Here is a 26,648-nt window from a genome sequence, read left to right as displayed (position 1 = left end):
TTTCGTTTGGATCAGGCCGGATGAGGGAGCGGGGTCTGGTGCCGTGGATCGCAAGGCGGAGGAGGGAGGCACGGCGGGAGCCGTGCCTGCCCTTCCGCCGTCAACGCGGCGAGGCGCGGTGCCAGGGACCGCGAGCCCGGCAAGATCCAAACGAAAGACCCTAGGGCATGTTGCGAAAGTCCCGCCTGGCCGACGACGCCTGGCACGCACACTCGCCGCGTTGTCGGAATCATCCAAGTACGTCCAGTACGAGAACGATCCTCCGCCTTGCGATCGCACGCACCAGACGCCGTCGGCCCCGCCCTTCGGGCGGACGGCGCTACTTTCGCAACACGCCCTAGGCCCTCAAGCGCCGGTCGGGCCGCATATCCAGCCCGTCCGGCGATTGAGGACACCCGACCACCGGCCGGAACCCATCAAGCCCGTCCGGCGATTGAGGACGGACCGGCCCACCGGACGGCCCCGGTGACCCCTTCCGGTCACCGCACCCGGCCGACCGCCCGCGTTACCCCTGCCTGCCTCGTGCCGGCAGATCCCGCAGATAGGCCGCCACTCGGTGGTTGTCTCCGTATTCGGCCCAGCCGAGCGCGGTCGCGTCGTGCTCGGTGTCCTTGACCGTCGGGTCGGCGCCGAGCTCGATCAGTGTCCTGGCCGTCTCCACGTCGTCGTTCCAGGCCGCCGCGTGCAGCGGGCTGCCGCCGCGACGGTGGTTCACGTCGAAGCCGAGCCCGGCGAGCAGCCTTACGGCCGTCGCCTTGCGCTGCCCGGCCGCCTCATTGATCAACTCGGGGGACCGGGCGAGGACCCGCGCCGCCAGGTCGGGGCCGAAACCGGCCACCGCGTCGGCGTCGGCGCGCATGCACGCGGCCGTGAACGCGTCCACCTCGTCCAGTACGGCGCAGGCGCCGGCCGCGGCGAGGATGTCCGCGACCTCGGTGTGTCCGCCCAGCAGGGCCAGCTCGTACGGTGTGCGCCCGCCGTACGCCGGATGCCCGCCGATGCCGTCCACCTCGGCCCCGTACGCGAGGAGCAGGCGGGCGCGCCGGGGGCCACCGCGCAGCGCGGCCGTGGCCAGCTCGTCACGCAGCAGCTGACGCGGGGACGGCATGGTCGGCCCGAGCCGTGCCTTCCACGGTCCGCCGTCACCGTGGCCGAGGCCGAACTCCAGCAGCGGCCGAAGGTGGGCGGGGTCGTCCGAGAAGGAGCCGCCGAGGCCGAGGTTGTACAGGGTCTGGCTGTCGTTCGGGTCCGCGCCCGCCTCCAGCAACAGCCGCGCCAGCGCCGGACCTTGCGGGTGCGGCGGCTGATCGCCCTCGCCGCCGCCGAAGGCGCCGGTGAGCGCGGTGAAGGGCGAGGTCAGCCCCTCCCACAGGAATCCCGCGTTCGGGTCGCCGCCGTGCGCCAGGAGCAGCCGGGCCGCCGCCTCGTACCGGCCGGGCGCCTCAAGACGCGCGTAGGCCAGGTACAGCAGCGGTTCCCAGCCGAAGGGGCCGCCCTGCGTGCGGGCGAGCGACGGATTCCGGGCCAGCGTGTCGCCCAGCGCGTCGGCCGAGCCGGTCGCCGCCATGGTGAAGACGTTCGCGGTGGCCAGCCCCGGATGCCCGGCCCGCAGCAGGCCGGCTTCCCGGGTCCGGTCGGCGTCGTCCGTACCGTAGGTCAGGCACGCGAGCCGCAGAAACTCCTCCGACGGCTCGCCGCTCTCCGGGGCACGGTGCGGCGAACGGGAATACCGTGCGACGGTGCCGATGTGCTCCTTGAGCCGGGGCCAGCTCGCGAAACCGTGCATCCGGGCGGTGACGAGCTGCGCGTCGGCCAGCTTGAACGTCTCCGGCGGCCGGGGATGGAACTCGGCGACGAGCCCGAGCCCCTCGGGCTCCCCGGCCTTCACCTGCCGAAGGAGCGTCTTGGCCTGCTTGCGCAGCTGTTCGAGATGGGGATGGTCGGGCAGGTTCTGGATGGGCACAACGGCCCCCTTCCGTCTGCGCCTGGTGTCCGCTTGAACAGGCCGGAAAGAGGTCGGGCCGTGCTGTTCGACATGTGCCAGGTGGGCTTTGCCCTTCCCGCGGACCGGAAACGCCCTGAACGCCCTCACATGGTACGCCCACGCAGCACAATGGCCACACGGCGCGCCGCGCCCCGCCGGCCGGCGGAAGGGCCGGCGACGCCCAACTGGCCGATATGCGGGCGGTGTTGGAGCGCGATGGGGGCGTCGGATTGACGGATTGGTGTCCGTCCTCGCTGGGCAGTGAGCAGGGGAAGTTGTGTCATGCCCATGACTTTCTCTCCTGCAAGGAGGTCGACCATGCACGTCCGTAAGTTGACCGGCGGGCTCGCCGCCGCCCTGGCCGTGACCTTTTCCCTGATGGGTGGCCAGGCTCTGGCCGCTCCTTCCGCGGACGCGGACGCGGACCGGGCCGTGGCCGCCCGTGTGGTGACCTACGACGCCAGCGGTTCCGCGGAGTTCAGGTCCGCGGTCGATCGGGGCGCGGCGATCTGGAACGAGAGTGTCGCCGCTGTCGAACTGCGGCCGGCCGCCGCCGGCCAGTCCGCCAACATACGAGTCCTGGCGGACAACGGCTGGCCCCGCGCTCTCACCACCTCGCTGGGCAACGGAACCGTCTGGATCGGACGGCAGGCGGTGAACGAGGGGCACAACACGATCCGTATCTCGTCACACGAACTGGGCCACATCCTGGGCCTGCCGGACCGCAAGCCCGGTCCCTGCACGAGCCTGATGTCCGGTTCCAGCGCGGGCACCACGTGCACGAACGCCTACCCGAATACGGCCGAGAAGGCCGAGGTGGAAGGGTACTTCGGCGGCTCGTTCGCGCCGAAGGCCGGAGCGGTGCCGCTCAACACCATGATCGTGGACTGACCCGATGCCCGTGCGTGAGTGACCGTACGCCCCGGAGCGCGGATCGCGTTCCGGGGCGTACCTGCCCGGGAGCGTTCAGTGCTCAGTGCTCAGTGCTCAGTTCTCAGGGCTTGAGCGCGACCGCGCCGTACATCGCGATGTCGCGGTCGTCGACCTGGTGCTGGCCGGCGCCGGGCCGCCACTTGTGGACCTGGGTGACGCCGGGCTCGACCAGGTCCATGCCGTCGAAGAAGGACGTGGCGGTGGGCAGGTCGCGCAGCACCATCGGCATGTTCTGCCGGTTGTACTCGTCGGCGACGCGGCCGACCTCCTCGGGGGCGAAGTCGCCGGTGCCGATCGTCATCGCCAGGTAGCTGCCGGGCGGAAGCGGCTCCAACAGGCGTCGCACGAGCGGTTGGTCGTCGGGCGGCTCGATGAAGTGCATGATGCCGATGATCATGAGCCCGACCGGCTCGTCCGGATTCAGCAGCTCCCGGAACTGCGGGCTCCGCGTGACGGCGTCCGGGTCCCGCATGTCGGCGTCGACGTAGGCGGTGGCGCCTTCGGGTGTGCTGTTCAGCAGCGCGCGGGCGTGGGCGAGCACGATGGGGTCGTTGTCGACGTACACCACGTGGGATTCGGGCGCGACGTCCTGGACGACCTCGTGCAGGTTCGGCGAGGTGGGCAGGCCCGTGCCGATGTCGAGGAACTGCCGTATGCCCTTCTCCCGGGCGAGGTAGTGGCCGGCGCGGTGCATGAAGCGGCGGTTCTCCCGCATGTGTACGGGCAGGGCGGGCCAGTGCCGGCACATCGCGTCGCCCGCCTCGACGTCGACCGGATAGTGGTCCTTGCCGCCGAGGATGTAGTCGTACACCCGCGCCGAATGCGCTCGCGTGGTGTCGATCCGGTGTGCCGGGCTGTGCATCGCCGCTCCACTCCTTGCCGCTGACGGGACATCACGACAGACGGTACTTCGCCGGTCGTACGCCCTGCGGCGACGGGGTCGCCTCAGCCGCGGTGGTCCGTACGAGCCGAGCGGCGTACGGGAGTTGGCCCGCCGTGCTCGTCGGCGCCGGGTGGTGCCCTTCCCGCGCGCCAGGTCACCGCGGCACCCGCGGACACGATCAGTGCGATGCCGGTGAGCACCGGGGCGGAGAGGCTCTCGTCGAGTGCGACGGCGCCGACCAGCGCCCCCATCACGGGGTCGAGGGAGAACAGCGTCGCGACGACGGGGGCGGTGGCGACCTTGACGGCCACGAAATCCAGCGTGAAGGCGAGGGCGACACCGATGCCGCCGGAGACGGCGACGAGGGCCCAGTCGGAGCCCCGCACGGCAGGGACCGCGGAGGCGGAGAAGGGGAGCAGCAGCACCGCCGACATGCCGACCGACAGGGCCAGTCCGTCCAGTCCTGTGGACGTCCGGCCCACGCGCCGCGCGAAGACGGTGTACACGGCGAGGGCCAGCGCGGCGAGCAGGCCGAAGGAGATGCCGGCCCAGTCCGCCGTTCCGCCGGGCCGCGTCACGAGGACGACACCCGCCAGTCCGGCCGCGGGCAGGACGGCGTCCCGCACCACGCGCACGGAGGCCACCGCGACCGCGAACGGCCCGAGGAAGAGCAGCGTGGCCGCCACGCCGAGGGGGAGACGGTCCACCGCGTGGTAGAAGGCCACGTTCATGGTGGCCATCGCCGCCCCGTACACGGCGATGCCCGACCACTCCCGCCGGGTACGCCCACGGATCCGGGGGCGTACGAGCACCAGCAGGACCAGGGCGGCGCAGAGCTGGCGCAGGCCTGCCACGCCGGGAACGCCCAGCCGGTCGAAGAGGGTGGCGGAGACAGCGGCCGACACCTGCACGCTGAGGCAGCTGACCAGGACCAGGGCCGCACCGAGGAACGGGCCGGCGCGTCGGCGCCCCGCACGGGCCATGTGCATGAGCGCCTTTCGGTCCGAGGGAGGGGTCCCTGGTGTCGCCGGGCGTGCCGGTCTCGTTGTAACGGGCGTTTCAGCGTAACGCTCGTTATCGTAGGCCCATGAAGCAGCGCACCGGCGCCACTCCCGCCGCATCCCCCAGGAACCGGCTGCTCGACGCCGCCGACGAACTCTTCAGCCGGGACGGCATCGCCCGTACGAGCGTCGATCAGGTGCTGGCGCGCGCACAGGTCGCGCCCGGCACGCTGTACGCGCACTTCGGCGGAAAGGACGGCCTGATCGTCGCCGCGCTGCGACGGCGCCTGGACCGCTGGGACGAGGCGTGGCAGGGAGCCGTCGACGCCGCGGCGTCCCCCGCCGACAAGCTTCTCGCCCTCTTCGGCGCCGTCTCGGCCTACCGCGAGCGGTACACCCCCGGCCGGGGCTGCGCCTTCCTCGCCACCCGTACCGAACTGCCCGCACCCGACCACCCCGCCCAGGAGGTGATCGCGGCGGAATCCACGCTTCTGCGCACCCGGCTGAACCACCTCGCGGCGACGGTCACCGCCGACCGTCCGGAGGCCCTGGCCCGCGATGTGCTGCTCGTGTACGACGGCGCCATGGCCGGCCTGCTCCGAGGGTCGGAGCCGGACCCTCTGCGGCACGGCCGGGCGGTGGCAAGTCGGCTGATCCAGGCGGCCGTTGGGGCCGAGTGGGCACCGCCCGACCAAGGCGCAACCCTGGGGTTGCGTCTGAAGTCTTGATGTGCAACTCTTAAGTTGCACATCAATGGCAGTGACGAGTGACGAAGGAGTCCCATGAGCGAGAACCGGATCGAACGCGAAACCCTGATCGCCGCATCCCTGGAGCGCGTCTGGTCGCTGGTGGCCGAACCCGGTTTCTGGGTGGCCGACAAGGCGAGCCTGCCCGGCACCGTGGCGAAGGAAGGCGAGTCGATGGTGGCGAAGAGCACCGAGTACGGCGATTTCCCGGTGCGCGTGGAGAAGGTCGAGCCGCCGACATACCTCTCGTACCGCTGGGCCAGCGCCTTCCCCGGAGAGGAACTGCGCGAGAACAACAGCACCCTCGTGGAGTTCACGTTGTCCCCGGAGGGCGACGAGACAAGGCTGCGCGTCGTCGAGACCGGATTCGCCACGCTGGGCGGGTCCGAGGAGCTGCGCCTCCAGGCGGTGAAGGACAACAGCATCGGCTGGCCCGAGGAGCTCGGCGCGCTCAAGGCGCGTGCGGAACAGCCTTCGGCGTGACGGACGAAGCCCGAGGCGCCGGCGAGGCCGTCGACAGCGTCCTCGTCGCGCTGGCCGACCCGACGCGACGTCAGTTGCTCGAACTGCTCGCCGCCCAGGGCGAGGTCACCGCGACCACGCTCGCCGAACGGCTTCCCGTCTCACGTCAGGCGGTGGTCAAGCACCTCGTGGTCCTGGACGCCGCCGGACTGGTCTCCGGTGGGCGGGTCGGACGCGAGGTGCGGTACGCGGTGCGGCCCGCGGCCCTGGACGCCACGGCGCGCTGGATGGCCGCGCTCGCGGTCGACTGGGACCGGCGCTTGGCGAACATCAAGCGCGTCGCGGAAGCGGGGGAGCGCGAGGTGGGGCAAGAGAAGAGACAAGGGGAGGGATAAGGGAGGGGCTAAGAGGAGCGGCAGGGCAGGGGACAGGGCAAGGGGCACCCCCGTTCCGGTCACACGACCGGAACGGGGGTGCTCATCGATCGGTGATACAGGCGTCGTGCGCCGCCCGGACGAACTCCTGGACGCGGTGGGTGGTGTTGCTGCGGAGCCACATGGGCGCCCACCGGACCGGCGGGGCGTCGCTGAACGGGAGGTAGGCGATGTCGGAGCGGGGGTAGAGCCGGGCGACGTTCTCCCCGACCGGGAAGACGCCGCGCTGTGCGGCGACCAGGGTGAGGGTCTCGGTGAAGCTGGCGGCGCGCGGGCCGCGGGGGATCGTCGCTCCTGATGGTGTCTGTGCGGGATTGCGGTCGTCCCGGAAGGCGTCGGGCATGTCGGAGGGGACCAGGATCACCGGGTGATGGGCCAACTCCTCCTGGGACACGGAGGGGTGACCGGCCAGCGGGTGCGTACTCGCCACCGCCAGCAGCCGCGGCTCGGACAGCAGGACCGGTCCGGCGGCCACATCGGGCTGGGAGGCGATCAGGACGTCGGTGATCAGGACATCGATCTCCCCGCCGCGCAGCCGGGTCACGGCGTCGTGCCCCTGGGCCTCGTGGATGTGGACCTCGCAGTCGGGGTACCGCTCGCCGAACAGCGCGATCGATCTCAGCAGCAGTTGACCGGCGACGGAGCTGAGGAAGCCCACGTGCAGATCGCCGGTGATTCCGCGACCGGCGTCGACGGCCCGGCGCACGGCGTCGTTCATGCCGGCGACCAGCGGCTCCAGGTCGTCGGCCAACCGCCGGCCGATCGGTGTCAGATCCACCCGGCGGCTCGTGCGCTCGAACAGGGGCGCGCCGATCATCCGCTCCAACTTCTTGACGGTCTGACTCACGCGCCCGGTGGTGATCCCCAGTTGTTCCGCGGTGCGCCCGAAATGCAATTCCCCGGACAGTGCCAGGAACACCTCCACCTCATGCTTCTCCAGCACCGTTCCCGTTCCCCCTTGAGCCCCGCTAAACGATCGTGCCGCGATCGTACGTTGATGGGCGCTGTTCCGAGTGTCATCGTTGATCACACACCACCCCGACGGCTCTGGGAAGCCGAGGGTGGGAGTCGTGACACATCCCCATTTTTCGAGGAGTTTCGATGACCCCTGCCCGCAAGATCGTGGCCGGGCTGTTCATATCGCTGGACGGCGTCGTGCAGGCACCCGAGACCTGGCACTTCCCCTACGTGGACGAGGAGATGGGCACGGCGGTCGATTCGATGCACGACGCCGCGGACACTCTGCTGCTGGGGCGTACGACATACGAGGCCTTCGCCGCCGTCTGGCCTCAGCGGGCCGGCGAACTGGCCGACCGGCTCAACGGCATCCGCAAACTCGTCGCCTCGACCACCCTGGACAAGACCGAATGGGAGAACTCGACCCTGATCGGCGGCGACATCCTTGAGGCCCTGACCGAGCTCAAGCGGCGCCCCGGAAAGAACATTCACCTGTCGGGCAGTCCCACCCTGACCCGGACACTGCTGAACGCCGGTCTCCTCGACGAACTCCGCCTGCTGGTCCACCCGATCGTGCTCGGCACCGGAGGGCGGCTCTTTCCCGAGGGCACCGCCCCGGTGCCCCTCACCCTCACCAGGTCCGCCACCTTCACCACCGGCGTCGTGGACCTGACCTACCGGCCTGCCTGAAACCTCCGCCCCGGCGAGAACGGACATTCACATGCATGACACCCGCACACAGACGCTCCAAGTCCCTGGGGCACGACTGCACTACGAGGTCGGCGGATCGGGTCCGACGCTGCTGCTGATCCCGGGCGGCCCCGCCGACGCCGGCGCGCTGGCCGCGCTCGCCACAGGGCTTCGCGACCGCTACACGGTCGTCTCCTACGACCAGCGCGGGTTCTCCCGCAGCGCGCTCACAGGTCCACCGCGTGCGCAGGACGTCGCGACGTTCGCCGACGACGCCCGCCGCCTCATCGCGGCCCTGGGCGACGAACCCGCGTACGTGTTCGGCAACAGCGGCGGCGCCCTCACCGGCCTCGACCTGGCCGCGCGCCACCCCGGGCACGTCCGCGCGCTGGTGGCACACGAACCGCCGGCCCCCGAACTGCTCCCCGACCGGGCGCACTGGCGCGCGACGTTCCAAGGCGTCCACGACACCTACGTCAGTGAGGGCGCCGGGGCCGCGATGCACCAGTTCGTCGCCACCATCGAAGGCGACAACGACACCATCGCGTCCATGCCGGACTTCTCCCAACTGCCCCCCGAGGCAATGGAGATGATGGGCCGGATCCAGGGCAACCTCGACCACTTCCTCAACCACGTACTGCTGCCCGTGTTGCGCTTCGAACCCGACACGGCCGCCCTGCGTACCGGCCCCGTCCCCGTCACCGTCGGGATCGGGACCACCTCGCCCGCGGTCGGCGTCCCCCTGCGATCCGCCCTGGCGCTCGCGGAGCGCCTCGGCATCGAACCGGTCCGATTCCCCGGTGACCACCAGGGCCCGGCCACCGACGCCGTCGCCTGCGCCGAGCTCGTCCACGACGCCTTCGCCCGGGTGAAGGACGTCGAGCGGCGCTAGGGCGTGTTGCGAAAGTCCCGCCTGGCCGACGACGCCTGGCACGCACACTCGCCGCGTTGTCGGACTCGTCCAAGTACGCCCAGTACGAGCACGATCCTCCGCCTTGCGATCGCACGCACCAGACGCCGTCGGCCCCGCCCTTCGGGCGGACGGCGCTACTTTCGCAACACGCCCTAGGGCCTCTCGTTTGGATCTTGCCGGGCTCGCGGTCCCTGGCACCGCGCCTCGCCGCGTTGATGGCGGAAGGGCAGGCACGGCTCCCGCCATGCCTCCCTCCTCCGCCTCGCGATCCACGGCACCAGACCCCGCTCCCTCATCCGGCCCGATCCAAACGAAAGACCCTAGGCCCTTTCCGGCGGATCTTCGGGGCCCGGGACGCCTGGCACGGCGCCTCGCTTCGTTGTCGGCGTTTTCGAAGGCATCCGAGTACGTCCAGTACGAGGCCGATCCTCCGCCTTGCGACGCACCGAACCGGACGCCCCGGGCTGATCCCCGAAGATCCGCCGGACAGGACTTAGGCCGTGGCTTCCCGGTTCCGAACGCCCATCAGTGCCACACCATCCGATTCCGTGAACTCCGTTCATGCCGAACGAGGAGACTCTCCATGGCCCAACCGATCAGTGCTTCGAACACGAGCGATTCCGTCCTCACCGGTTCCGCGGTGTCGATCCGACCGCGAACACGGACCCTGCTGGGCGCCGGGATCGTCGCAGGCCCGTTGTTCCTGGGCGCGGGTGTTGTCCAAGGTCTTGCCCGAGACGGTTTCGACTTCACCCGCAACGCCATCAGCCAACTCAGCCTCGGCGACCTCGGGTGGATCCAGGTGACCAGCTTTCTCCTCACCGGCATCCTGGCCATCGGGGGCGCGATCGGGATCCGCCAGTACCTGCGCGACACCCCCGGCGGGACCTGGGCCCCCCGGCTGATCGCTGTGTTCGGTGCCTCGTTCCTGGTCTCCGGGATATTCGCCGCCGACCCGGGCAACGGCTTCCCCGCCGGCACTCCGCGGGGATCCACGGGCACGATGAGCGCGCACGGTGCCGTCCATATGGCCGCCGGCATGGTCGGCTACCTCGCCCTGTGCGCCGCGTTCCTCATCCTGGCCCGACACTTCGCCGCCCAGGACAGACGCGGCTGGGCCGTCGCCTGTCGCGTCGTCCCCGTGGCAGTCCTCGCGGGCTTCGCAGGCTCCTCCACCGCCGTCCTGGCCTTCACGGCCGGAGCGGGACTCGGCCTCCTCGCCCTCACCGCGGTGCTGGCCCGGCTGCTCACCACGGCGCCGAGGACCGAATCCCCGCGGCCGGGTCGCTCCGCGGGTTCTCCGGGGTAGACCGCCGGAACCGGCGGTCCGATCACCGGGGCGCGGCGGACGTAGACGGAGATGGGTCCGTGGATCCCCCAGGGGGTCCACGGACCCATGCCTGCCGGACCTCGCCGCGTGATCCCGGCGCGGCCGTGCGAGGATCCCCCGATGCCACCGCCTCCGGACGTCGCCCTGCCCACATCCGCCGAGATCGAGGCACACCTGGCGTGAACGGTAGGGCGACGACGGCCCCGCGACGCCGATGAGCGGTGCCGCGCCGGCCGAATTCGGGCAGGCCGTCCCCGCCGCCGTACGGCAGGGGAGAGGCGCGTCACACCCGTCCCCGTCACATCCTGCCGAGTCGACGCGTCAAGGAGGTGTAACCAGCGACAACGATGGAGGAGTTCATCATGGAAGCTCGTCTGAATCTCTTCGACAACGCGGACGCGGCCAAGGCCCTGAGGTCGTTCGTCTCGGCGGGCAAGGCGGTCGGGGACTCCGCACTGCCGGCCGAGACACAGCAACTGGTGGCGATCCGCGCCAGTCAGATCAACGGCTGCGGCTTCTGCACCGACATGCACACCAAAGACGCCAAGGAGGCGGGGGAGACCTCGCTGCGTCTCAACCTGGTCGCGGTCTGGCGCGAGGCGAAGGTCTTCACCGACGCCGAGCGCGCCGCGCTGGAGCTGACGGAGCAGGGGACCCGTATCGCCGACGCGGCCGGTGGCGTCACGGACGAGGCGTGGGCGAACGCGGCCAAGTACTACGACGAGGAGCAACTCGCCGTCCTGGTCACGCTCATCGCCCTCATCAACGCCTTCAACCGGCTGAACGTCATCATCCAGCAGCCGGCCGGCGACTACCAGCCCGGCCAGTTCGCGTAACGACTGGCCAGTAGCGGCCGGCCGCGCCGCCACCCGCCCGGCGAAGGCACGGAAGATGCCGGGCGGGTGGGGGCGCCGGCTGCCGAACATGTTCGTGACGAACATGTTCGTCACGGTCGGGGTGGGCACCGGGCCGGCGTCCCTGTACGTGGACGTCGCCAACACGGCCGAACTGGACGCCGCGATTCTGGAGGAGTTCCTGGGCGCCGTCGATCTGAGCCCCCCGACGGCACAGGGGGAGTGGCGCGACAGGCTCGCCTCGGTCCTCATCTCCTACCCGCGCGTGCGGTCCACCCGCGCCGAGGACGCCAACGGGCGGGACGTTCACAACGCCCTGGCCCGGACCCTGCACCAGGTCTCGGCCGACACCCACCACCCGATCACCATCATCGGCGGCGGCCTCGGCGACCTGACGCTCGCCCGCGTCCTGCACGTCCACGGCCTCGCCGCCTCGGTCTTCGACCTGGACGCCTTCCCGAACGCGCGGACGCAGGGCGGCATGCTCGACATCCACGAGGAATCAGGTCAGGCCGCTGTGCGCGAAGCGCGTCTGTACGAGGACTTCCTCGCCAAGGGTTCACCCCACAGGCAAGGCGCTGCGGGTGCTGGACAAGCGTGCGCGCGTCCTGCGCGAAGAGGCGGACGACGGTACGGCAGGGCGCCCCGAGATCGACCGGGGAGACCTGCGCGACCTGCTGTTTCCGAGCGCGCCCTGGTCCCTCATCGACATGCTCGCCCAGCTCGACGCCGAACAGAGCTGAGGTCAGGACCGGTCGCCTCCCAGGAGCCGTTCCATGGCGGCGGCGTCTTCGCTGAACGGATCGCGCCTGCGGTGGGGGCCGCAACCCTGCACCAGACGGGCGTAGTCGGAAGCGGCGCGCGTGATGCGGTCGCCCAGGCCCGATCCGTCCGACTGCGCACCGAAGTCGTCGGTCGCCGCGTAGACGCCCCGCGAGGACACGATGGCGTGCAGATACGAGAACATCGGCCGCAGCGCGTGTTCGAGGACGAGTGAGTGCCGTTCGGTGCCGCCGGTGGCGCCCATGAGCACCGGCATGTCCGACAGCGTCTCTTCCGGAAGCACGTCGAAGAACGACTTGAACAGTCCGCTGAACGAGGCGTTGAAGGCGGGCGTGACCGCGATGACTCCGTCGGCGTCCGCGACCGTGCCGAACGCCTTCTCCAGGGGCGCGGCCGGGAATCCGCTGAACATCGCGTCGATGATCGCGTGTCCCAGCGGGCGCAGTTCGACGAACGAGGACTCGACCGTGGCGCCGGAGGCGGTGAGTTCCGCGCGTACCGATGCCTCAAGGCGGTTGGCGAGCATGCGCGTCGACGAGGGTTCCCGCAACCCGCCGGAGATGATCGTGAGTTTGGTCGTCACCGCATCCAACTCCCCACTCCTGTAACGCTCTGACGGCGCTCGGGCAGCGCCCCGGTCAGTCTTGCGTCGGCCGCGGCCCGGGCTGCGCCGTGGCGGCTCTCGCGTCGCGCTCCCGCAGGAGCGACTGGTGCGTGGGGGCCGCCGGCGCGTCGGCGGACCTGCCGACGGCGAACTCCTCGCGGAGTACCGGCACCACCTCTTCGCCCAGGAGGTCCAGCTGTTCCAGCACCGTCTTGAGCGGCAGCCCCGCGTGGTCGAGGAGGAACAACTGGCGCTGGTAGTCGCCCGCGTACTCGCGAAAGCCCAGCGTCTTGTCGATCACCTGACGCGGAGAGCCGACCGTCAGAGGCGTCTGCGAGCTGAACTCCTCCAGGGACGGCCCGTGCCCGTACACCGGCGCGTTGTCGAAGTAGGGCCGGAACTCGCGTATCGCGTCCTGGCTGTTGGGGCGGATGAACACCTGCCCGCCCAGGCCGACAATGGCCGTCTCCGGTGCGCCGTGCCCGTAGTGCGCGAAGCGCCGCCGGTACGTCTCCACCATCTTCCGGGTGTGCGACGAGGGCCAGAAGATGTGGTTGGCGAAGAACCCGTCCCCGTAGTACGCGGCCAGCTCCGCGATCTCGGGGGTGCGGATGGAGCCGTGCCATACGAACGGCGGGATGCCGTCCAGCGGGCGGGGAGCGAGGGTGAAGCCCTGGAGAGGCGTGCGCAGCTTGCCCTCCCAGTCGACCACCTCCTCACGCCACAGACGGCGCAGCAGGTCGTAGTGCTCGACGGTCAGGGGGATGGCCTGACGGATGTCCTGGCCGAACCACGGATAGACCGGGCCGGTGTTTCCGCGGCCCAGCATCACATCGGTCCGGCCGCCGGACAGGTGTTGCAGGACGCTGAAGTCCTCGGCGATCTTCACGGGGTCGTTCGTGGTGATCAGCGTGGTCGATGTCGACAGGATGATCCGCTCGGTCCGCGCCGCGATGTAGCCGAGCAGGGTCGTGGGCGAGGACGGCACGAAGGGCGGGTTGTGGTGCTCGCCCGTGGCGAAGACGTCGAGGCCGACCTCCTCCGCCTTCCGCGCGATGGCCACGGTGGCCCGGATACGTTCCGCCTCGGTAGGAGCACTACCGGTGGTCGGGTCGGGAGTCACGTCACCCACGGTGAAGATTCCGAACTGCATCCCGGTCATGCCACTGACACCTCCCTGCTCGCGCGGGGTGCCGCCCTGGGGTTTTGAGGGATTTCCGGGCGGTCCCACGTCGTCCGGGCGAGTCGGCCCGGGGCAGGTGCGCGTGCCTGGACGGGTGGCCGTGGCATCGGTCCGACGCGATCCCCGCCGCCGATGGCGCGGGGGCGTCCCCTCGGGCGACCCGATGACGGCTGTGGCACGCGACATCCGCCTCTTTGGCCTCACAAGCCACCTCATTTCTACCCCGTGGGCTTCTCCTTGAATCCGGCCGCGCATGCGCCGCGGACGCCTGACGCGTGCGGCGGCGCGCACCCGGCCACGGCGGGAGCCGGTCCGGTCACAGCACCGCGCCCGGGGTCAGGTGGTCGCCGGGGATGCCGGACTTCTCCGGGCGGTAGTAGTCCCTGATGCCCTCCGCCCAGGTGGCCACCGGAATCCGGTCGCCGTCCACGGGGCCGAAGGCGTCGAACAGCGCCTCGATACGGGGCCGCTCGAAACCGATGGCCGTCATCAGGGCGATGAAGGCGGGTCGCGTGACCAGACCGTCGCCCTCCGGGGCGCCGAGCGCGGCGAGCGCTTCGGCGAACTCGTCGATCGTCGCCTCGAACCGCTCCGGGGACAGAACGCAGGCGGTGAACTCCTCCCGGCTGATCCGCCCGTCGCCGTTGGCGTCCAGCTCGGTGACCAGCGTCCGCCAGTACCGCCGCGAGGAGTCGACCATCGCGCTCTTCGCGGCGTCCCCGGCCCAGGGCGCCACCGCGACCACCCGGCTCCCCAGCAGTTCGAAGTCGTCCGCCTCCAGGCAGCCGTTCCCGTCGGCGTCGAGCAGGGCGAAGACGAGCTGGACACGGTTGGTCGCCTCGACGGTACGCATGGCGGTCCCCTTTTCTCTTTCCGGTCTTCCGGGTGGGCGGCCGGAAGCGGGCCGCGACCGCGCCCCCGACCCACCGGGGCCAGTGCCCCGGCGGCTCCTTCACTATCCGGCCGGTGCGGGGGCCACCGTGCGGAAAACCGGTCGCGTGCACACGAACGAAGGCATTCCAACGGTCGGCGCATGAAACGCCGCGTTCAGGAAATCGAAGGCTGCGGTCCTTCGGCCGAATTCTTCGCGGGGCACGGGGGCACGGGGGCACGATGCGCGACGAGAGACGCCCCGACGCGGACCGTTACGCGCCGACCTGCGCCTGCCCCTGCCCCTGGCCCGTACGTCGCAGGCTCGCCGAGAGGTGGTGCTGCAGCGGCCGGCCCACCGCCGCCAGATCGTGGACGAACGTGAGCGTGTCGTCGTCGGTCAGGGCGTAGCGCCTGCGGGTGACGTCGACCTCCTTGGCGGTGGGGGTGCGGGCCACTTCGTGGGTGGCGAGGTCGACCGCGTTGCCCGCCGCCAGGCCCACCGCGATCTCCGCGATCCCGGTGGGCTGGGTGATCAGCGCCTCCACCCGGCCGTCGGGCTGCATCCGCCACCAGCCGCTCTCCCGGGCCGACGGGCGCAGCGGCGCGTCGTCGTCGGCGTCGAGCAGCCAGGCCCGGGTCTCGTAGCGGAGGAAGGGGCGGCCGTCGTGGCTGAAGGTGATCTCCTGCGCGTACGTGAAGTCCCCGGCGAGCGTCGGATACCCGCCGCGCCCCCGGCCGTGCCAGCTGCCCAGCAGGCCGAGCACGGGCGCGAGCAGCGCGTGCGGCGTGGGTGCCCCGTCCGGTCGGTGGCTGTCGGGGTACGGGTTCTCGGGCACGGGGTCGAACACGGTTCGCGCTCCTGGAGTCGGGGCCGGTGCAGGGTGGAAGCGTAGTGCCGGGGGCCGGGGGCCGGGGGCCGGGAAAGTCGTACGGCCCGCGCGGGGGCGGGTTCCGCGCCTCCCTACATTCCATTTACGACATTTTGTCGAGATGAGGAGGAAAATGGCAGGAGAGGCGAGAGCGATGGAGGCGAGCGATGACCCGAACCCGCTACACCCAGGACCGCGGCCTGACCACGCGCATGGTGACCACCATGTTCCTGATCGGCCTGCTGTACGTGGTCCTGGTCGGTGTGCTGCTGGCCGTGCTGGGGAAGTTCTGGCCGGTGATCATGATCTTCGTGGTCGGTCTCTTCGTCGCCCAGTTCTGGTTCAGCGACAAGATCGCGGCCTTCGGCATGGGCGCCCACGAGGTCACCCCCGAGCAGGCACCGGAGCTGCACGGGGCCGTGGACCGTATCTGCGCGCTGGCCGACATGCCCAAACCCAAGGTGGCCATCTCGGACAGTGACATCCCGAACGCCTTCGCCACCGGCCGGAGCGAACGCAGCGCACTGGTCTGCGCCACCACCGGTCTGCTGCGCAGACTGGAACCGGAGGAGCTGGAAGGCGTCCTCGCCCACGAGATGTCGCACGTCGCGCACCGCGATGTCGCCGTGATGACCATCGCGTCGTTCCTGGGTGTGCTGGCGGGCCTGCTGACCCGCTTCGCGCTCTACAGCGGGCTGTCGAGGAGCGCCGGCAACTCCGGTCCGCTAGGTATCGCGTTCCTGGTGATTCCGCTGGTCAGCGCGGTGGTGTACGCGGTCGGCTTCCTGCTCACGCGACTGCTCTCCCGCTATCGCGAGCTGTCCGCGGACCGTACGGCGGCGTTGCTCACCGGACGGCCATCGGCACTCGCGTCGGCGCTGACCAAGGTGGACAGCCAGATGGCGCGGATCCCGACGCGGGACCTGCGGAAGGCGGAGCCGTACAACGCCTTCTTCTTCGTGCCGGCGTTCTCCTCCGGCGAGAGCCTGGGGCGGTTGCTCTCCTCCCACCCGACACTGGAACAGCGGCTGGACCAGCTGGCCCGGATGTCCGCAGACCTCTCCCGTCCGTGAACGAGGCCGATCCCCCCGCCCCCCGATCGTCACCCTGAGGAGCTGGTCCTGTGGGTCTTCTCGACACCATCCTCGGCCGGAGCAAACCGGTCCGCCCCGATCTCGACCAGCTCTTCGCCCTCCCGTCCGCCGCGCTCACCCTCCAGGCCGGGGCCGGCTACACACCCACCGGCCTCGGCTCGGTCTGTTTCGCCGGAGTCGAGGGCGGCGGCTTCGCCCGGATCAGACAGGACGTACGGGAACTGCTCGACGCGGACACCGGCCAGGACAGTCACCCGGTGGAGTTCAGCCAGGACTCGTACGGATACACCTGGCTGCTCGCACGGCGGGCACCCGGCGACACGGCCACGCTGGTCAACGATCTGCACGCGGTCAACACACTGCTCCAGGACGGCGGCTTCGGCCCGCAGCTCCTGTGCTCACTGATGGGTTTCCAGGACGCGGAGCAGCGGCCACTGGCTCTCGTCTATCTCTACAAGCGCGGCACCTTCTACCCCTTCGCGCCCCTGCCCGGCAACGTCGAGAAGCGGGACAACCAGCGCGAGCTCCAGGTCAGAGCGGTTCTGGGGGACGATCTGCGGATCGAGTCAGATCTTGCCCGCTGGTTTCCCGTCTGGGGTGCGCCGGGGCTCTGACCGGCCCCGAGGTACCCGTGGGCTTCGGCTCGGGGGGCTTCGGTACCGGGGGTTCGGGCAGCGTGCGGAAGAGCAGCCAGCTCAGGGCGGGCATCAGGATCAGTGGTGTCAGGGCGGTCCGCAGGGAGGTCGCGTCGGCGAGGCGGCCGATCAGCGGACTGGCCAGACCGCCGATGCTGACGGTCAGCCCGAGGGTGATCCCGCCGGCGGTGCCCACGCGCGTGGGCAGGTAGTCCTGGCCGAGGGTGACCTGGAGCGAGAAGGGCACGTACAGGCCGGCGGAGGTCAGCGCCACGAACACGTACATCGCAGGGCCGGGCACGAACACGATCCCCGCGACCGCGGGGACGCTGACGAGGTACGACCAGCGGGCGACCGCGACCCGGCCCCACCGGTCGGCGAGGCTGCCGCCGAGTACGGAGCCCACCGCGCCGCCGATGTAGAGCACGAACAGCGCCGTGGTGCCCGCCGCCTCACTGCCGCCCGGACGCCGCTGGGCGTAGAGCGAGATGAAGGTGCTCAGGCCGACGAAGACCACGGACCGGCAGACCACGGCCAGCGACAGCTTGACGAACGAGGCCGTGTCGTCGCGTCCCGTCGCGAACGCGGTGCCGGAGCCGCCACGTACCGTCTTCTCCAGCGCGCGCAGGACGGGCAGACACAGCACGCTGCCGGCCAGGGCCGGCACCACGAGCAGCGGCGACAGGCGCAGACCGCCGGTGGCGACGACGGCGGTGACCATGAGCGGCGCGGTCGCGAAGCCGAGATTGCCGCCGAGGGAGAACCAGCCCATCGCGCTGTGGCTGCCCTCGCTGACGAGCCGCGCGACCCGGGCGGACTCGGGGTGGTACGCGGCGACCCCGACACCGGACACCGCGACGAACACCAGCGTCAGCGCGTACGAACCACTCAGACCGCTCAGGGCGATGCCCACACCGCCGAGGATCGTGCCCACCGGCAGGAGCCAGGGCATCGCCCGGCGGTCGGTGAGCGCGCCGAACACCGGCTGAGCCACCGACGACAGCAGGGACGCGGCGAGCACGATGCCCGAGACCGCCGCGTAGCTGTAGGCGCGCTCGGCGACGAAGAACGGCACGAGCGAGGCGACAGCGCCCTGGTAGACGTCCACGCAGGCATGGCCGACCGACAGCAGGAGGATCGATCTGTTTCTTGGCACAACGCCATGGTCGGCGCCGTGTGGCATGTCTCGCTTCCGATAAACTGCCAACCAATGAAGGAAATCCGCCACGAGCCGGTGGCGCCGACCCGCACCCAGTGGCTCGCGCCCGGAGCCGCGATCGACGCCCACCGTCACGACGACCACCAGATCGTCTACGCGGGCCGGGGAGTCCTGGCCGTCACGACCGGTGCGGGCACCTGGATCGCGCCCGGGACCCGCGCCATCTGGGTACCCGCCGGCACCGTGCACGCCCACCAGGCCCACGGCGAACTCGAACTCCACCTGGTCGGCCTGCCCGCGCACGACAACCCGCTCGGCCTGGACGAGCCGACCGTGCTGACCGTCGGGCCCCTCCTGCGTGAACTGATCCTCGCCCACACGCACACCCCGCACGACGACAGCCCCGAACGCGGGCGGCTGCGGGCCGTGTTGCTCGACCAGCTGCGCGTCTCACCCCAGCAGCCCCTGCACCTGCCGACCCCGACCACCCCTCGGCTGACGGCGGTGTGCGAGATCCTGCGTACGAATCCGGCCGATGTCCGCACCTTGGCCGCACTGGGCAGGGAGGCCGGCGCGAGCGACCGTACGCTCTCGCGCCTCTTCAAGGCCGAACTCGGCATGACCTTCCCGCAGTGGCGTACCCAACTGCGCCTGTACCACGCCTTGGTCCTGCTCGCCGCGAACGTCCCGGTGACGACCGTGGCGCACCGGTGCGGCTGGTCGTCCGCCAGCGCGTTCATCGATGTCTTCCGCCGCGCCTTCGGACACACGCCGGGAACACATCAGCGGTGACGGCGGGACGCCCCACCGACGGTGTTCGTGTCGGTGGGGCTCACAAGTCGCCCGCTTTCAGCGTCAGTTCAGCGGGGCCTGCACGGGGGTGCCGTAGAACGTGATGGGCGGCCAGCCCCGGCTCTCGGCGAGCGCCGAGAGCGCTTCCGCGACCTCCAGAGCGGTGACGTCGTTCGCCGCCGGGGCCGCGGTGGTCTGGAGGGTGAACGTCAGCGTCAGGGCCGCGTCGATGGGGCCGATATCGGTGCGGCCCTTGAACTCGGTGCCGTACTGGAACTCGACCGGCCCGGCCTGGGTCTCCGCGGCTGTCTCGGAGCCCGCCGCCGACGCCACCGCCGGCGAGGCAAGTACCGCCCCCGCGGCGGCTGTTCCGGAGTACCCCAGCAGTGAACGTCTGGAAATCTTGGACATGTTCCCCTCCTTGTTCCACCTGCCTCCCCCCGGAGGCTGAGCCGAGAGTATGCGCTGACTCCGTCAGTTGGGGCTGAATACGATCTTCCGGAACGCTTTCGCCGGATGACCGTATATGCCGGGGTGAGGCACCCCCGGCCTGACGCCGAGCCACCGGGACGGCCTCGGCCTCGGCCGCCCCGGTCAGTCGGACGTCACCGCCTCCCACAGCAGTTGGACCGGGTGCCACGCGTCGCGTGCGGTGCCGTGGAAGATCTGCTGTCGGCAGGACACCCCGGTGGCGACCACCACCGTGTCCGGCGGCTCGGCCTCGATCGAGGGGAAGAGCCGGTCCTCACCCACTGTCATCGACACGTCGTAGTGTTCGGACTCGAAGCCGAAGGATCCCGCCATCCCGCAGCATCCCGCGTCCAGTTCGACCACCGTGACGCCCGGAATACGGTTGAGCAGCGCGACCGTCGCGGCGGTACCCACCTCCGCCTTCTGGTGGCAGTGACCGTGGTAGACCAGCGTGCGCCCGGCGAGCCAGGAGTCCTCACGCGGTCGCAGCCGCCCGTCGTCGACGGCTTCGACCAGCAGCTCCTCGACCTGCCGTACCCGCCCGGCGATGTCCTTGACCGCGGGGTCGTCCGGCAGCATCGACAGGTGCTCGTCGCGCAGTGTCATCAGACACGACGGCTCGCAGCCCACGACCGGCGAGCCGGCCTCGGTCGATCGGCTCAGGGTGTCCACCAGATGGCGGGCCTTGTCCTTCGCGTCGTCCACCAGGCCCTTGGAGAGGCTGGACCGGCCGCAGCAGACGCCGCTCTCCAGCCGTACGTCCCAACCCGCCCGCTCCAGCAGCTGGATGGCCGCCCGGCCGATGTCCGGCTCGGTGAACGTGGTGAAGGAGTCGGCGAGATAGGTGACGGTGCCCTGGGTGACCACGTGGGTGGCGGGCGTACGGCGCCGGAACCAGCGCGACAGATTCTGGCGTACGAACACCGGCAGCGGGCGCGCCGGGGCGATGCCCACCGTACGGTCCATGAGCCGGCGCACCAGGGGGATACGCCCCGGCAGGTTGGACAGTGGCGCGGTCGCCGAGCCCATTCGGTTCAGGAACCGGATCGATCCGAAGATCCGGGAGCGCAGCGGCACTCCGTGGATGTCGTGGTGGTGCGAGAGCGCCTCGCTCTTGAGGCTCGCCATGTCGACACCGAGGGGGCATTCGCTCTTGCACGCCTTGCACATCAGGCACAGGTCCAGGACCTCGTGCAGCCGCTCGTCCCCGAGCGCGGCGCGCGGGTCCGGTTCCGACAGGGCCTTGACCAGGGCGGCGGCCCGGCCACGGGTGGAGTCCTCCTCCTTGAGGGTGGCCATGTACGAGGGGCACATGGCGCCGCTGCCGGACTTGCGGCACAGGCCGATGTTCATGCACCGGTCCGCCGCCGCGCGCATGGCGCCCCCGCCACCGTCGTCCGCCCCCTGCCCCGCTCCCGCGCCGATGACCTCGAAGGAGAGCCGGGTGCGCAGGGGCTCCACGGGAAGCAGCGCCGCGTCCCGCAGGTTGTCCGTCATCGACGGGGCGTCCACGATCTTGCCGGGGTTGAGCACGTTGTTCGGGTCGAAGAGCTTCTTGACCTGCCGCATCGCCTCGTACAGCGAGTCGCCGAAGATCTCCCGGTTGAACTCGCTGCGTGCCAGTCCGTCGCCGTGCTCGCTGGAGTTGACGCCGCCGTACTCGGCGACGAGATCCTTGATCTCCACCGCGACGCTGCGCATCTTGACCACGTCCGCCGGGTCGGTGAGGTCGAGATACGGCCGGATGTGCAGACAGCCGACCGAGCAGTGCCCGTAGAAGCCGGCCGTCATCCCGTGCCGGTCGAGGACTTCCTTGAACCTGCGGGTGTACTCGGTGAGATGGACGGGATCGACGGCGGTGTCCTCGACGAAGGCCAGCGGGCGCCGGGTGCCCTCGCTGGCCGCCATCAGCAGCCCGAGCCCCGCCTTGCGGACCTTCAGCAGGGACGACTGCTGGGCCGGGGTGACCGCCCGCAGGGTGTGATAGCCGTGCCCGTGCCGGGACCACAGCGCCGTGAGCCGCTTCAACTGCCCCAGCAGCTCGTCCTCGTCGTCACCGCTGAAGGAGACGAAGAGCAACGCCTCGGGATCTCCGTTCAGCAGCTCGCCGAGTGCCGCGTACTCGATCTTGCGGCGGGACAGATCGAGGATCGTCCGGTCCATCAGCTCCACGGCGGCCGGGTCGCAGGCCAGCGCGTCCTGGGTCGCGTCGATGGCTCCGGCCACCGAGGTGAAGTGGCCGACGGCGATGACCGTACGGCTCGGCTTGGGCACCAGATCGACCAGCGCGCCGGTCGCGACGGCCAGCGTCCCCTCCGAACCGACGACGAATTTGGCCAGGTCGAACACGGTGTCCTCGCGCGCCAGCCGGTCCAGCCGGTAGCCGCAGGCCCGGCGCCAGTGGGCGGGGAAGCCCTCCGCGATGGCCGTCGCGTTGGCCCGTACGATCTCGGGCAACTCCCGGTAGAGCGCGCCCTCCAGGGTGGACCGGGTGGCCCGGTGCGCGCGTTCGGCCTCGTCGACGCGGTTCAGGCGGACCTGACTCGCGTCGGAGAGCACCACGTCGAGTTCACGGACGTGGTCGATGGTCATGCCGTGGCGCACCGATCCGCTGCCCGCCGAGTTGTTGCCGATCATCCCGCCGATGGTGGCCCGGTTGCTGGTCGAGGTGTCCGGGCCGAACATCAGCCCCCAGGGGCTCGCGGCGCGGTTGAGCTGGTCCTGTACGACGCCGGCCTCGACCAGCGCCGTACCGCTGCCGGGGTCCAGCTCCACGATGCGGTTCAGATGCCGGGACAGATCCAGGACCAGGCCGGGACCGACGGTCTGACCCGCCAGACTCGTCCCGGCTCCGCGCGGCACCACGGACACCCCGCGGGCCGCCGCGGCGGCGACCGCCGCGGCGACGTCGTCGGCGGTCCGGGGGAAGACCACCCCGAGCGGGGTGATCGCGTACATGCTCGCGTCCCGGGCGAACAACTGCCTTGTGTAGTCGTCGAATTGGACCTCGCCGTCGAGATCCTTGACGAGATCCCGCTGGAGATCACGGGCCAGCTCCTGGCTCTCCGTGCTCTCGTGGGTGGGGCGCTCGCCCCTGGTGACGGTCATGCCGGGCAACCTCCTGTGTGAACCACGCTCCGCTTCACGCCCACTTCCTCACGCCCACTCGGCGCCCAGGACGTCCAGCGCCGCCGTGAGCCCGCTCGGATCGACGCGTACCCCGGCCAGTTGAAGGCCCATCTGCACGCCGGCGAGCGTGCCCGCGAGCGTCAGGTCGTTGAAGTGGCCGAGGTGGCCGATCCGGAAGATCTGCCCGGCGAGCCTGCCGAGTCCGGCACCCAGGGACATGTCGAACCGGTCGAGGATGATCCCCCGTACCTTGTCGGCGTCCACACCCTCGGGCACGAGCACGGCGGTGAGCGCGGACGAATGCTCCCGCTCGTCGGCGCAGAGCACCTCAAGTCCCCAGCCACGCACGGCTGTCCGGGTCGCCGCCGCATGCCGGTCGTGCCGGGCGAAGACGGCGGGCAGCCCCTCCGCCGCCAGCATCCGCAGCGCCTCGTCGAGCCCGTAGAGGAGATTGGTGGCGGGGGTGTACGGGAAGTAGCCGCGCCTGTTCGCCTCGATGATCGGCTGCCAGTCCCAGTACGAGGTGCGCAGTCCGGAGGTGCGGGAGGCGGTGAGGGCCTTCTCGCTGACCGCGTTGAAGCTCAGGCCCGGTGGGAGCATCAGCCCCTTCTGGGAGCCGGCCACCGTGACGTCGACCCCCCACTCGTCGTGCCGGTAGTCGATCGAGCCGAGCGAGGAGATGGTGTCGACGAGGAGCAGCGCCGGGTGCCCCGTCGCGTCCATCGCCTGCCTGATCTCGGCCACCCGGCTGGTGACGCCGGTCGACGTCTCGTTGTGCACGACGCAGACGGCCTTGATCGTCCGGGCGGTGTCGGCCGCCAGGCGTTCGGCGACGGCCTCCGGGGAGGCGCCGTGCCGCCAGTCGCCCGGCACGAAGTCGACATAGAGGCCGAGTTCGGTCGCCATGCGCTGCCAGAGGGTGGCGAAGTGGCCGGTCTCCACGTGCAGGACCCGGTCGCCGGTGCTGAGGGTGTTGACGAGGGCGGCCTCCCAGGCGCCGGTGCCGGAGCCGGGGAAGACCACGACGGGTCCCGTGGTGCCGAAGACCGGACCGAGCCGGGCGAGCAGGTTGGTGGTGAACGCGGCGAATTCGGGGCCGCGGTGGTCCATCGTCGGTGCCGACATGGCGCGAAGCACCTGGTCGGGGACGTTGGTGGGGCCGGGGATCTGCAAGAAGTGCCGCCCGGTGCGAGTGGTCACGGTGGCCAACTCCCTTGAAAAGCGTGCCGCTATGTGGCACGGTGTGTCGTAAGATGGCACGGCGGAGCATATGAGCCAACTACTCGGGAGTCAACGGATGCAGAGCGTTCTCAACGCACTTCGGGTACTGGAAGAGGTCGCCGCGCGGCAGCCGGTGGGCGTCGCCGACCTGGCCCGCGCTCTCGACCTGCCCAAGAGTTCGGCGCAGCGGGCGCTGCGCACCCTGGACACCGCGGGCTGGATCCGACCGGCCGGCGGCGAGGTCACCCGCTGGGTCCTGACCACCAAGGCGCTGCGGGTCGGACGCCGCGCCACCGGTGAGCTGAGCTTGCGCGACGTGGCCGTACCGCTCATGGAGGAGCTGCGCAGACGCACCGACGAGACCGTTCATCTGACCGTCCCGGACGGGGACAAGGTCGTGCTGATCGAGCGCCTGGAGACCTCGCAGGCGGTACGGATCATCCTGGCGCTGGGCACGCATCTGCCCATCCACGCCTCCGCGAACGGCAAGGCGGTGCTCGCCGCCAGCGCCCCGGCGGTGATCGACCGTCAACTCACCGAAAAGCTGGAGGAGTTCACCGAAGCCACGGTCACGGACCAGGACGTGCTGCGCGCCGAACTGGCGCGGATCCGGGAGCGGGGGTACGCCACCAACAGCGGCGAGTGGCGCTCCGACGTCTCCGCGGTCGCGGCCCCGGTCCTGGGCGAGACCGGTACGCCGGTCGCGAGCATCAGCGTCAACATGCCGACCAGCCGGATGACCCCGGAGTCGACCGCCGCCCACGGCGCGCTGGTGAGCGAGACGGCACGGCAGGTCAGTGCGGCGCTGGGTCACTCACGCGAAGGCTGAACAGGCCGGTGAGGCAACGGACTTGAGCGATGCGGGGCGGGCCGCGGGAAGGGCGGCTGGCCGCCCCGCTCCCGCCGTACGGCACGGGGCCGGGCCACTCCACCCCAGCCCCGTCCGTCGCGAAGGAATTCGGCAGGACCCTTGACGCCGCCGGAAAAGCTCTTCAATACTCCCGACTGCGGAAATCGATTTCCGTCTGGCGGAATGATTCACCCATCCCTGGGCTTCTCCGGGACCCGGTCCGGGACCTGGGCGGAACGTTCGCGCGCCGCCTCGCATTCCGGCATCTCCGCTGCCGCGCGCACCCCTCGTGACGCGCCAACGCGCCCTGATGCACAGCGACATGCCCTTCGGCCGACGGCAAGGGAGCCCTCGTGTCAGATCAAGTCATCTCCATCATCGCCCTGGTAATGATCTTCGCCATCGCGACCTTCTCCTCCGTCCATCTGGGCGTGCTCGCGCTCGTGGCGGCGTTCATCCTCGGTTCCACGGTGGTGGACGAATCCACGGACGATCTCTTCTCCGGCTTCCCCGGCGACCTGTTCGTCGTACTGGTCGGCGTCACCCTGCTGTTCGGGATCGCGAAGAGCAACGGCACGGTCGACTGGCTCGTCAACGCGGCGGTGAAGGCGGTGCGCGGCCGGATCGCCCTCATTCCCTGGGTCATGTTCCTGGTCACCGCCGTCCTCACGGCGGTCGGCGCGGTCGCGCCGGCGGCGGTCGGGATCGTCGCCCCCATCGGGCTCGGTTTCGCCGCCTCGTACGGCATAAGCCCCGTGCTCATGGGGCTTTTCATCGCCAACGGGGCCAGCGCGGGCGGCTTCTCGCCGATCGGCGTGTTCGGCAGCATCACCAACAACGTGGTTGAGCGCAACGACCTCCCCGGCAACCCCGCGCTGCTGTTCACGGCGTCGTTCCTCTTCAACGTCGGCCTGTGCGTCATCATCTTCCTGGTCTTCGGCGGCAGGCAGTTGCTCGGGCGAATAGCGACGAGCGGTGCGAGCGGTGCGAATGGTGGGAGCGGTGGGAGCGGTACGAAGAGGGGCGGCGGTACGGGCGGGCGGAACGGCACGGCCGAAGCGGCCGGCGGGACCGGCGGGGCCACCTCGCTCAAGACCGAGACCGAGACCAAGACCGCGCCCGGGACCGAGACCAAGACCGCGCCCGCGCCCGCGCCTCTGCGCCTCGACCTCCCGCGCGCACTGACCCTCCTCGGACTGCTCAGCCTCGTCGCCGGCGCGCTCTTCTTCGACCTGGACGTCGGTCTGATGGCGCTCACCATCACCGTCGTCCTGTCCCTCGTCTCCCCGCAGTCGGCCAAGGGCGCCGTCGACCGGTGCGCGTGGTCCACCGTGCTGCTGGTCTGCGGAATCGTCACCTATGTGAGCCAGATGGAACGCATCGGCACCATCGACTACCTCGGCGAGCGGGTCGCGGACATCCAGGCGCCGCTCCTCGGTGCCCTGCTGATCTGCCTCATCGGCGCCGTGGTGTCGGCGTTCGCCTCGACCACCGGCATGCTCGGGGCACTGATCCCGCTGGCGGTACCGTTCCTGCTCACCGGCCAGGTGGGAGCCGTGGGGCTCATCACCGCGCTGGCCATATCCGCGTCGGTGGTGGACGCGTCGCCCTTCTCCACCAGCGGTGCGCTGATCACCGCGAACACCCCCACCGACCAGCGCGAGCTGGTCTTCCGTCGCCTCATGGCCTGGGGCCTGGGCATCGCCGTCGTCGGCCCCCTGGTCACCTGGTGCATGTTCGTCGTCCCCGGCTCGCTCTGAGGCCTGCCACCGGCCGCCGGCTCCGCGAACGGCCGCCG

Annotated in this window: 25 protein-coding genes and 1 pseudogene; 14 read left to right on the top strand and 12 right to left on the bottom strand. The window is 70.6% G+C overall.

The features are described from left to right. Nucleotides 1–505: 505 nt before the first annotated feature. Nucleotides 506–1,963, bottom strand: a complete 1,458-nt coding sequence (locus tag OG700_RS02340) for an ankyrin repeat domain-containing protein (protein WP_405608076.1) — start codon at nucleotides 1,961–1,963, stop codon at nucleotides 506–508. A 339-nt stretch (nucleotides 1,964–2,302) separates the two neighbouring features. On the opposite strand from OG700_RS02340, the gene OG700_RS02335 reads away from it, so the two are divergent. Then, complete coding sequence (locus tag OG700_RS02335; RefSeq protein ID WP_405608073.1) at nucleotides 2,303–2,875, top strand: snapalysin family zinc-dependent metalloprotease; 573 nt, start codon at nucleotides 2,303–2,305, stop codon at nucleotides 2,873–2,875. 103 nt (nucleotides 2,876–2,978) lie between these two features. Here the strand turns inward: OG700_RS02335 and OG700_RS02330 are convergent, their stop codons facing one another. Together OG700_RS02330 and OG700_RS02325 are read right to left on the bottom strand one after the other, a co-directional pair. Beyond that, nucleotides 2,979–3,779, bottom strand: a complete 801-nt coding sequence (locus tag OG700_RS02330; protein ID WP_405608070.1) for an SAM-dependent methyltransferase — start codon at nucleotides 3,777–3,779, stop codon at nucleotides 2,979–2,981. A gap of 83 nt (nucleotides 3,780–3,862) precedes the next feature. Further along, nucleotides 3,863–4,783, bottom strand: coding sequence for an EamA family transporter (locus OG700_RS02325; RefSeq protein WP_405608067.1), 921 nt, complete (start codon nucleotides 4,781–4,783; stop codon nucleotides 3,863–3,865). A 104-nt stretch (nucleotides 4,784–4,887) separates the two neighbouring features. Between OG700_RS02325 and OG700_RS02320 the strand changes: the two genes are divergently transcribed. Genes OG700_RS02320 through OG700_RS02310 form a run of 3 tightly spaced genes read left to right on the top strand, consistent with a single transcriptional unit; the run spans nucleotide 4,888 to nucleotide 6,404 of the window. After that, entirely contained in the window at nucleotides 4,888–5,529 is a 642-nt protein-coding gene (locus tag OG700_RS02320) for a TetR/AcrR family transcriptional regulator (protein WP_405608064.1), read from the top strand. A gap of 54 nt (nucleotides 5,530–5,583) precedes the next feature. Beyond that, nucleotides 5,584–6,030, top strand: coding sequence for an SRPBCC domain-containing protein (locus tag OG700_RS02315; RefSeq protein ID WP_405608061.1), 447 nt, complete (start codon nucleotides 5,584–5,586; stop codon nucleotides 6,028–6,030). Beyond that, entirely contained in the window at nucleotides 6,027–6,404 is a 378-nt protein-coding gene (locus OG700_RS02310) for an ArsR/SmtB family transcription factor (RefSeq protein WP_405608058.1), read from the top strand. Before OG700_RS02315 ends, OG700_RS02310 begins: the two co-directional genes overlap by 4 nt. A gap of 82 nt (nucleotides 6,405–6,486) precedes the next feature. Here OG700_RS02310 and OG700_RS02305 read toward each other — a convergent pair whose 3' ends face one another. Beyond that, nucleotides 6,487–7,386, bottom strand: a complete 900-nt coding sequence (locus OG700_RS02305; RefSeq protein ID WP_405608055.1) for a LysR family transcriptional regulator — start codon at nucleotides 7,384–7,386, stop codon at nucleotides 6,487–6,489. 158 nt (nucleotides 7,387–7,544) lie between these two features. Here OG700_RS02305 and OG700_RS02300 point away from each other — a divergent pair, with 158 nt between their 5' ends. The 5 genes and pseudogenes from OG700_RS02300 to OG700_RS02280 form a co-directional block, all read left to right on the top strand. After that, entirely contained in the window at nucleotides 7,545–8,090 is a 546-nt protein-coding gene (locus OG700_RS02300) for a dihydrofolate reductase family protein (RefSeq protein WP_405608052.1), read from the top strand. A gap of 31 nt (nucleotides 8,091–8,121) precedes the next feature. After that, nucleotides 8,122–8,982, top strand: a complete 861-nt coding sequence (locus OG700_RS02295; RefSeq protein ID WP_405608049.1) for an alpha/beta fold hydrolase — start codon at nucleotides 8,122–8,124, stop codon at nucleotides 8,980–8,982. A gap of 604 nt (nucleotides 8,983–9,586) precedes the next feature. Next, nucleotides 9,587–10,312 carry a DUF998 domain-containing protein gene (locus OG700_RS02290; protein WP_405608046.1) on the top strand — a complete coding sequence of 242 codons (726 nt, stop codon included), beginning with the start codon at nucleotides 9,587–9,589 and terminating at the stop codon, nucleotides 10,310–10,312. Between the two features lie 383 nt (nucleotides 10,313–10,695). After that, nucleotides 10,696–11,169, top strand: coding sequence for a carboxymuconolactone decarboxylase family protein (locus OG700_RS02285; RefSeq protein WP_405608043.1), 474 nt, complete (start codon nucleotides 10,696–10,698; stop codon nucleotides 11,167–11,169). Nucleotides 11,170–11,515: 346 nt separating this feature from the next. Beyond that, a pseudogene (locus OG700_RS02280) lies at nucleotides 11,516–11,882 on the top strand (FAD-dependent monooxygenase); the annotation flags it as partial. 50 nt (nucleotides 11,883–11,932) lie between these two features. Here the strand turns inward: OG700_RS02280 and OG700_RS02275 are convergent. The 4 genes from OG700_RS02275 to OG700_RS02260 form a co-directional block, all read right to left on the bottom strand. Then, entirely contained in the window at nucleotides 11,933–12,553 is a 621-nt protein-coding gene (locus OG700_RS02275; RefSeq protein WP_405608040.1) for a CE1759 family FMN reductase, read from the bottom strand. Between the two features lie 55 nt (nucleotides 12,554–12,608). Next, on the bottom strand, nucleotides 12,609–13,727 hold the full coding sequence (locus OG700_RS02270) for an LLM class flavin-dependent oxidoreductase (RefSeq protein WP_405621384.1): 1,119 nt from the start codon (nucleotides 13,725–13,727) through the stop codon (nucleotides 12,609–12,611). Between the two features lie 346 nt (nucleotides 13,728–14,073). Further along, entirely contained in the window at nucleotides 14,074–14,610 is a 537-nt protein-coding gene (locus tag OG700_RS02265) for an EF-hand domain-containing protein (protein WP_405608037.1), read from the bottom strand. A 292-nt stretch (nucleotides 14,611–14,902) separates the two neighbouring features. Continuing rightward, nucleotides 14,903–15,478, bottom strand: a complete 576-nt coding sequence (locus OG700_RS02260; RefSeq protein WP_405608034.1) for an FABP family protein — start codon at nucleotides 15,476–15,478, stop codon at nucleotides 14,903–14,905. Between the two features lie 188 nt (nucleotides 15,479–15,666). Here OG700_RS02260 and htpX point away from each other — a divergent pair, with 188 nt between their 5' ends. Both htpX and OG700_RS02250 read left to right on the top strand, forming a co-directional pair. Next, a complete protein-coding gene (gene htpX, locus OG700_RS02255) occupies nucleotides 15,667–16,572 on the top strand; it encodes a zinc metalloprotease HtpX (protein ID WP_405608031.1) in 906 nt (301 codons plus the stop codon). 50 nt (nucleotides 16,573–16,622) lie between these two features. Then, nucleotides 16,623–17,207 (top strand): hypothetical protein, encoded by a 585-nt coding sequence (locus OG700_RS02250; protein WP_405608028.1) that lies wholly within the window; start codon nucleotides 16,623–16,625, stop codon nucleotides 17,205–17,207. Here OG700_RS02250 and OG700_RS02245 read toward each other — a convergent pair. Continuing rightward, nucleotides 17,125–18,384, bottom strand: coding sequence for an MFS transporter (locus tag OG700_RS02245; RefSeq protein ID WP_405608025.1), 1,260 nt, complete (start codon nucleotides 18,382–18,384; stop codon nucleotides 17,125–17,127). The two genes, OG700_RS02250 and OG700_RS02245, sit on opposite strands and share 83 nt — an antisense overlap. Before the next feature lie 54 nt (nucleotides 18,385–18,438). On the opposite strand from OG700_RS02245, the gene OG700_RS02240 reads away from it, so the two are divergent. Continuing rightward, on the top strand, nucleotides 18,439–19,179 hold the full coding sequence (locus OG700_RS02240; protein WP_405608022.1) for an AraC family transcriptional regulator: 741 nt from the start codon (nucleotides 18,439–18,441) through the stop codon (nucleotides 19,177–19,179). Between the two features lie 63 nt (nucleotides 19,180–19,242). Here OG700_RS02240 and OG700_RS02235 read toward each other — a convergent pair whose 3' ends face one another. From OG700_RS02235 to OG700_RS02225, 3 genes are all read right to left on the bottom strand, one after another. Further along, a complete protein-coding gene (locus tag OG700_RS02235; RefSeq protein ID WP_405608019.1) occupies nucleotides 19,243–19,590 on the bottom strand; it encodes a twin-arginine translocation signal domain-containing protein in 348 nt (115 codons plus the stop codon). Nucleotides 19,591–19,773: 183 nt separating this feature from the next. After that, nucleotides 19,774–22,758 (bottom strand): FAD-binding and (Fe-S)-binding domain-containing protein, encoded by a 2,985-nt coding sequence (locus OG700_RS02230; RefSeq protein WP_405608016.1) that lies wholly within the window; start codon nucleotides 22,756–22,758, stop codon nucleotides 19,774–19,776. A gap of 48 nt (nucleotides 22,759–22,806) precedes the next feature. Then, nucleotides 22,807–23,979, bottom strand: coding sequence for a pyridoxal-phosphate-dependent aminotransferase family protein (locus OG700_RS02225; protein ID WP_405608013.1), 1,173 nt, complete (start codon nucleotides 23,977–23,979; stop codon nucleotides 22,807–22,809). A 97-nt stretch (nucleotides 23,980–24,076) separates the two neighbouring features. Between OG700_RS02225 and OG700_RS02220 the strand changes: the two genes are divergently transcribed. Together OG700_RS02220 and OG700_RS02215 are read left to right on the top strand one after the other, a co-directional pair. Continuing rightward, the gene (locus tag OG700_RS02220; protein WP_405608010.1) at nucleotides 24,077–24,829 is read left to right on the top strand and encodes an IclR family transcriptional regulator; all 753 of its coding nucleotides are present in this window, start codon (nucleotides 24,077–24,079) and stop codon (nucleotides 24,827–24,829) included. Between the two features lie 374 nt (nucleotides 24,830–25,203). Next, complete coding sequence (locus tag OG700_RS02215) at nucleotides 25,204–26,610, top strand: SLC13 family permease (RefSeq protein ID WP_405608007.1); 1,407 nt, start codon at nucleotides 25,204–25,206, stop codon at nucleotides 26,608–26,610. The last annotated feature ends 38 nt before the right edge of the window (nucleotides 26,611–26,648 follow it).

This window comes from Streptomyces sp. NBC_01508 (assembly GCF_045040315.1).
Lineage (GTDB): Bacteria > Actinomycetota > Actinomycetes > Streptomycetales > Streptomycetaceae > Streptomyces.
The sequence above is the reverse complement of the archived record's forward strand: the minus strand, read 5'-3'. Positions and strand labels throughout refer to the sequence as shown.